The sequence below is a fragment of the Gammaproteobacteria bacterium genome (assembly GCA_037388465.1).
Classification (GTDB): domain Bacteria; phylum Pseudomonadota; class Gammaproteobacteria; order SpSt-1174; family SpSt-1174; genus JARRKE01.
The window spans coordinates 1-7,557 of sequence record JARRKE010000091.1; the positions used below are offsets into that span (position 1 = coordinate 1).

5 protein-coding genes are annotated in these 7,557 nt (G+C 59.1%); all 5 read left to right on the forward strand.

Annotated features, from left to right (window positions below; all coding sequences use genetic code 11):
* The first annotated feature begins 456 nt into the window (after window positions 1-456).
* Entirely contained in the window at window positions 457-903 is a 447-nt protein-coding gene (locus P8Y64_12705) for an LAGLIDADG family homing endonuclease (protein ID MEJ2061326.1), read from the forward strand.
* Window positions 904-1,120: 217 nt separating this feature from the next.
* Window positions 1,121-1,324, forward strand: coding sequence for a cold-shock protein (locus tag P8Y64_12710; GenBank protein ID MEJ2061327.1), 204 nt, complete (start codon window positions 1,121-1,123; stop codon window positions 1,322-1,324).
* A gap of 416 nt (window positions 1,325-1,740) precedes the next feature.
* Window positions 1,741-5,151, forward strand: coding sequence for an EAL domain-containing protein (locus P8Y64_12715; protein MEJ2061328.1), 3,411 nt, complete (start codon window positions 1,741-1,743; stop codon window positions 5,149-5,151).
* A 357-nt stretch (window positions 5,152-5,508) separates the two neighbouring features.
* Window positions 5,509-6,879 (forward strand): ethanolamine permease, encoded by a 1,371-nt coding sequence (eat, locus tag P8Y64_12720; GenBank protein ID MEJ2061329.1) that lies wholly within the window; start codon window positions 5,509-5,511, stop codon window positions 6,877-6,879.
* Window positions 6,880-6,883: 4 nt separating this feature from the next.
* The coding region (gene eutB / locus P8Y64_12725; protein ID MEJ2061330.1) for an ethanolamine ammonia-lyase subunit EutB at window positions 6,884-7,557 on the forward strand (674 nt) is incomplete at its 3' end.

Here is a 7,557-nt window from a genome sequence, read left to right on the forward strand (position 1 = left end):
AAAACCTTACCGGAATCGCCGACTGTTTTCCCTGCCCGTCGGGTAGCAGCCGGTTAAATCAATAGACTGGATAAGCATGTAGTACCAACGGCAGAGGACTTGCGGACGCGGGTTCGATTAACGCAATGGTCGCCACGGGGAGTGATCCCCGTTGGAAAAAGAGGGCTCATACGGTGAACGCTAAGGGGCAAGGCCCTACGCCAACGCCGTCCGGTGAAGGGGAAACCCGTAAGCCGGCTAGAGACTCATAGGCTCCTAAAGAGAATCTCTCCACGGAGTACTAGGGTGGGTGAACGCCAGGGGGCGCCAACCCACAACACGCCCTCCCCTGCCGGCGACGGCAGGTGAAGGAATAGTCCAGCCCATATCGAAAGATATGGACCAGCTGTCCCGCCGCCTCCACCAATACCCGCCCTGACCGTCTGGTCAGGGCTTCTTTTTGTACAGGAGGCACGGATGGCCACCTACAAAACGACAAACCAGCTCAATGCCGTGGACGCCGCGTATATCGCCGGCCTCATCGACGGCGAAGGCACCATTACTCTCACCCGCAAGCACCGCAATGAAAACCGTCAGCTGGTCATCAGCATCAGCAACACAGAAGAAGCACTGCTGAAGTTCGTGCTGGACAGTGTCGGCGTCGGCAAAATCACCAGCAAGCGTATCAGCCAAGCCCATCACACCCCGAGTTTCACTTACGCCATCTACAACCGACAGGCCCTGGGGCTTCTAAAACAAGTCCATCCTTTCTTGAAAACCTACAAGGCGAAGCGTGCGGAAATCATTCTCCGTGATTATCTTGCTCTCACGCCGCGCAACGGCAAATACACCGAGCAGCGACATCAGGCACGCGCGCAATTTGAATATGCGGTTCTGGGGATCAAAGCGACCCAGGCCGAATAGCACCGCAACAGGGTGCCAGCCAGCACGGTCCAAAGTCATCGAAAATAGTTGTGGTATTCCCGCCAAATACCTGTATAGTGCGCCGTGTTGCAGTACAGTTCCTGTAGTACAGTTCCGGTAGTACCTCCAGATGTCCTTGGTCGATCCTCCCGCAATGCCACTTCAAGAAGTGAACTGCACGACCATCGTAATCAACTGATAGATAGAGGTATGACCTGTGAGTACAGGAACAGTAAAGTGGTTTGACGACGCCAAAGGCTTCGGCTTCATTGCCCCGCAGGACGGCAGCAAGGATGTCTTCGTGCATCACTCCGCCATCGAGGGCACCGGCTTCAAGTCTCTGGCCGAAGGCCAGCAGGTGGAATTCGAGGTGCAGCAGGGCCAGAAGGGTCCGTCGGCCGTGAACGTCCGCGCCGTCTAAGCATCAAACCTGCGCAATCAGGATGCAGTACAAAAGGCCCCGCTTCTGCGGGGCCTTTTTTTGTCTTACACCCCCTCACGGTATCACTCGCCGCCCCTCCCCCGACCTAATACCCGCCCTGAAGTAGCTGATGGGGCCAACGTCAACCATTTGACGTGTGAGATTCAGCTCCAAAGACGGTCCGGCCGTCAGTGTCACCGCCAGGTTAACGGCGGCGCCCCTGGCACTTAAGCCAAAATCCGGCGCCCTCAGATTGTCACTATCCTGACGTTTTTGAAGCAGTTACCCGCTGTATTTCATCTATACTCCGACGATAGACTCGCGAGGAACAGCGATGTGATAAACAGGGGCATGCCAGAAAAATGGACTAAGGCTTCCTACGACGCCGTAGTCCCACCCTGCTCCGAATCACCCCGATGAGACTCAGCACCAAGTACGGGCTGGCCGTCAGCGTCACCGCCATGATAACGGCGACGGCCCTGGGCGCTCTGCTTTATTACCAGATCCACAACGTCCTTCAGGAACGGGCCGTCGAGGCCCAGCTCACGGCGGCCCACAGCATCCTGAGCAAGATCGATGACACCCTGGCCTACGCACGGCGCGATATGCACATCCTGGTGCAAGATGAGTTTCTGAAGGTCTACGTCGCCTCCCCTGCCGACCGAACGGAAACGAACCGCAGGCTGCTAAAAGAAGAGCTCGAGGAACGGGGCAGGATTACCGGCCCATGGGACGACCTGATGGTGATAGACCGAAACGGCGCCTATCTGCTGACCACCGAACCCCATGAGGAGCACGACGATATCGACAAGGACTCTGCTGCCTATACCGCATTCAAGGCGGCCCTGAAGGGCGAGATATACAACTCGGACGTGGTGGTTTCAGACCACACCGGCCGGCGCACGCTTCTGTTTGCCGCCCCGATCCGGGAAAAATCCGAAGACGAAAACGGCGGCAGGATCATCGGCGCCGTGGTGGCACAGTACCGATGGTCCGCGATAAGCGACATTCTCAATACAGGGTTTAAGGGCGGCTCCGTCTTCCTGTTCGATCGTACCGGCAAGGTCATCGCCGAACACGTGCAGGGACGCAAAATGCCACCTCCAACGCATTTTGCCCAACATGCCGAGGTACAGCAGGCGCTTCTCGCTTCCGGGGTACACGAATCCGTCCATCGGTCAGATGGGGCCCATACCGTATTGTCCACCCACGTCCGTCAGGCAACACGTGACGGTGTTCCAGACAACGGCTGGGGTCTTGCGATCGAGCAACCGGAAGATGTCATCTTCGCACCCGCGCGCCACCTGGCACTGCAGGCGGCGCTCATCGTGATCGCCGTACTGGCTGCCCTGGCAATCATCCTGGCCCTGCTCGGTTACCGGCTCATGAGTCCGCTGAGACGGCTTACGAACATTACCGAGCGGATCGGCCAGGGCGATTTCCAGCAACACATCGACTACAGCAGCAACGACGAGGTCGGAACGCTCGCCAAGAGCATCAACACCATGACCGACCGTCTGGAGGCGGGACGGGCCGAGCTGATGGCGGCAAAAAACCGCATCCAGGGCATGGTCGATACCGTACAAGGCATTCTCTATACCGCCACGCCTCATGATCTCAAAACCGTTTTTATCAGTCCGGCGGTCGACATGCTGCTTGGCTTTAAAGCCAAGGCATTCCTCGAAGATCCCGCCCTGCGCATAAACCTGCTGTTGGACGATGATCGCGAAAAGGCGCTGGCCGAAATCGACGCCGCCCGTCAACAGAATACCGACTTCGTGATTACCTACCGCATGCGTCGCAAAGGCGACAATGCCATCCGGTGGTTCGAAGACCGCGGCAGTTGGGAACACGACACGTCCGGCCGGATCGTGGCACTGCATGGCGTAATGACGGATATCACCAAACGCAAACAGCGCGAGGAGCAGCTGGCTCATACCACACGGGCATTGAACATCCTGCACAGCCAGGACACGCTGCTGACGCATGCAACCACGGAAACCGAACTGGTGCAGGGCGTCTGCGACAACATCGTCGATGAACAGGTCTATCAATTCGCCTGGGTTGGCCTGCTCAGCCACGAGCGCCCCACCGGTCTCCGGATCGTCGGTGAAGCCGGTAGCGACACCGCTTTCGCTGCGGATCTTAAAAACATCCATATCGATGTCGCCAGCAGCGATTGCCTGCCCTGCCGCGCCATCCGGGAAAAACAGCCTTACATGATCCAGGACCTGACGGAACAGACCACGACCGACGAATGGACCCTGCAGGCGCTCGCCCACCACTACGCCGCATTGATATCGCTGCCGTTGGTCAGCGATGACAAAGCGATCGGCTCACTCAACATCTATAGCAAGGACAGCTATGCATTCGACACCGACGAGCTGAAACTGCTTGAAGAAATCGCCAGCAACCTCGCCTATGGCATCGCGGCCTTGCGCACCCAGGCGCTGCACAATCAGGCACAGGAGCTGCTGACGCACCAGGCATTCCACGACGGGCTGACCGACCTGCCGAATCGCGCCCTGTTCATCCATACCCTACAGATGGCGCTTGCGCATGTGGAGAGAAACGAAGAAGTACTGGCGGTGCTGTTCATCGACCTGGACGATTTCAAGCTGGTCAACGACACCCTGGGACATGCCGCGGGCGACGAGCTGCTGCGCCAGGTCGGCGAACGTATAGCCGGTAATATCCGCGGCAGCGACATGGTGGCCCGCCAGGGTGGCGATGAGTTCATCGTATTGATGTCCAGCACCAATTCCCGCGAGCAGGAGGAGACAACAAGCCAGGACAGCCTGTTGCTCAACGTCGCCAAGCAGGCGCAACGCCTGATCGACCAGATGAAACAGCCGTTCATCATCGATGACCATACGACCTACATCGGCGCCAGTATCGGGATCGCCATTTCCCCCCATGACGCACGCGACACGGATACCCTGCTCAGATATGCGGACTCGGCCATGTACCGCGCCAAGGAACTGGGCAAGGGTAACTATGCGTTCTACTCGGCGGAATTGACCGAACGCCAGCATCAGCGCATGTCGGTAGCCAACCGCCTGCATCAGGCCCTGGAAAGACAGGAATTCGTACTTTACTACCAACCTGTTATCGAATTGGCGACCGGCACCATGACCGGCGTCGAAGCCCTGATACGCTGGCAGGACGAAGACGGGAACCTGATTCCGCCCGGCGAATTCCTGCCGGTCGCAGAAGATACCGGACTCATCATTCCCATCGGTGATTGGGTTCTTAAGGAAGCATGCCGCCAGACCAAGGCCTGGCTAGCAGAGGGCCTGGAACTGCTGGTTTCGGTCAATCTGTCGGCGCGCCAGCTATGGCATGGGGATATCGCGGACACGATACTGAACATCATCGCCGAGGCCGGCGTCAGCAGCGAGTCCCTGGAACTGGAAATCACCGAAAGCGCCATGAGCCACGAACCGCAACACATGGAAGCCGCGCTCATGCGGTTCCATCAGGGCGGTCTCAGGATTGCGCTGGATGATTTCGGCACCGGTTATTCCTCTCTCAGCCGGCTGAAACAGCTGCCCATCCACACCCTCAAAATCGACAAGTCCTTTGTCGACGGCATACCCGATGACGATGACAGCATTGCCATCGTGACCGCCACCATGCAACTGGCGCACAGCCTCGGGCTGAGATCGCTTGCGGAAGGCATCGAGACCCGGACCCAGTGGGAATGGCTGCGTAAACACGGTTGCGAATACGGCCAGGGCTATTATTTCAGCCGTCCCGTACCCGCTTCTGAAATCGATGCCATGCGCCATCAGGAGCAATGGTGGATGGCCGCCAAGCAGAAGTAAGGCTGGACACATCAACAGTCGGCGACAACTTCAACCCGCATTGACCACTCGTCTGCATCACGAAACCGCCGAACCCCCGTTTAGACACTCGCAGGCTCCATCGAACCGGTGCATATCATTGCACTGGTATAGACCAGAAAAAGCCGCCATGCACTACGCTGGGGCAGCACTCTGGACACCTCCATACCGCGGCTAATTACAGCCCACTGTTTTTGTTTAGTTTTTTACCCACCATACTGATTTGGCACAGAAGTTGCCGCTGACCCTGCGTAGTTTTTATTGCCGTCTGTTTAATTTACAGCCAACAACAGCAACAACTTTCCATTTATTAGGACATTACATCTAGGAGATTCAGTCATGAGTACGAGTTCAGGCGGTGGCCTGCGTCGTGCCCTGGGGTCGTGGCACCTGTGGGGAATCGGCGTAGGGCTTGTGATATCCGGCGAATATTTCGGCTGGAACTATGGTTGGGGTGAGGCCGGCACGATCGGCTTTCTCATCGCCACCCTGTTGATTACGGTGCTGTATACGACCTTCGTGTTCAGCTTTGCCGAGCTGAGCACGGCCATTCCCCACGCAGGCGGACCGTTCGCCTTCGCGCACAGAGCGCTGGGGCCGTTCGGTGGGCTGATTGCCGGTTACGCCACCCTGGTGGAGTTCGTGTTCGCGCCACCCGCCATCGCCTACGCGCTCGGCGGTTACGTGCATTTCCTGTTCCCGCAGATTTCGGTGATGACCATTGCGATCGGATCGTATGTGGTCTTCGTCGGCATCAATCTGCTCGGGGTGAAGCAGGCCGCAGCGTTCGAGCTGTTCGTCACGGTAGTGGCGATTATCGAGCTGCTGATCTTCATGGGCGTGGTCGGCCCGCACTTCTCCACCGCCAACTTCATGGCCGACCCCATGCCGCATGGCATCGGCGGTATCTTCGCGGCCATTCCGTTCGCCATCTGGTTCTATCTGGCGATCGAGGGTCTGGCGATGGCAGCCGAGGAAGCCCATGAGCCGAAGCGCACCATTCCCAAGGGCTTTATCGCCGCCATTGCGACGCTGGTGATCCTCGCCCTGGGCGTGATGTTCATCGCCGGCGGCGTGGGCGACTGGCATCAGCTGAGCGACAAGGACTACCCCCTGCCCGCGGCCATGGCCATGGCGGTCGGCAAGGACAGCGGCTGGGTGCATATGCTGGTGGGTATCGGCCTGTTCGGCCTGATCGCCTCGTTCCACGGCATCATCATCGGTTATTCCCGCCAGATGTTCGCGCTGGCCCGCGCCGGCTACCTGCCCGGTTTCCTGGCCAAGGTGCATCCGCGTTTTCAGACCCCGCACTGGGCCCTGATCGCCGGCGGCGTGATCGGCATCATCGCCCTGTATTCGGGCAAGACGGATGAGCTGATCACCATGGCCGCCATCGGCGCGGTGGTGATGTACATCATCAGCATGATCAGCCTGTTCGTACTGCGTAAGACCGCACCGGAGATGCACCGTCCCTACAAGGTGCCGTTCTATCCGGTGTTCCCCGCCATTGCGGTGGGCCTGTCCATCCTGAGTCTGGTGGCGATGGTCTACTACAACCTGGTGATTTCCGGCATCTTTGCGGCGCTGTTCGCGGTGGCGCTGGTGTACTACCTGCTGACTCACGGTCAGCGCCAGGGCCAGGGCATCGAGCTGTCCGAGGCGGACATTCCGCCCATGGAAGCCGCCCTTGCCCGCGGAGACGTGGACTGACGCCATGGCTTACGGATATGTGGTTGATGGGGTCCGGTACCGCTTCGGGGATCTGAAGACCCTCCTGGCCAAGGCCTCGCCGGCCCGTTCCGGAGACATGCTGGCAGGTTTGGCGGCCGGGTCGGCCGTCGAACGCATCGCTGCACAGGAGGCCTTGAGCGAAGTACCGCTCAAGGCCTTCCTCAATGAGGCGTTGATCCCTTACGAAGACGACGAAGTCACCCGCCTGATCGTGGACGGCCATGATGAGGCGGCCTTCGCGCCGGTCAGTCATATGACGGTCGGCGAGTTCCGCAACTGGCTGTTGTCGTACGAAGTCGACGCGCCGGTATTGCGCGCACTGGCGCCCGGCCTGACGCCGGAGATGGCGGCTGCCGTCTCCAAGATCATGGGCCTGCAGGATCTGATCCTGGTGGCCAGCAAGTGCGAGGTCATCTCGCGCTTTCGAAACACTATCGGGCTGACGGGACGCATGTCCACGCGCCTGCAGCCCAATCATCCCACCGACGACGTCCGCGGCGTGGCGGCCAGCACCCTGGACGGGCTGCTGAACGGCAGCGGCGACGCGGTAATCGGCATCAACCCGGCCAGCGACCACCTGCCCACGCTGACCCAGTTGCTGCAGCTGATCGACGAGATTCGCGAAACCTATTCCATACCGACCCAGTCCTGCGTGCT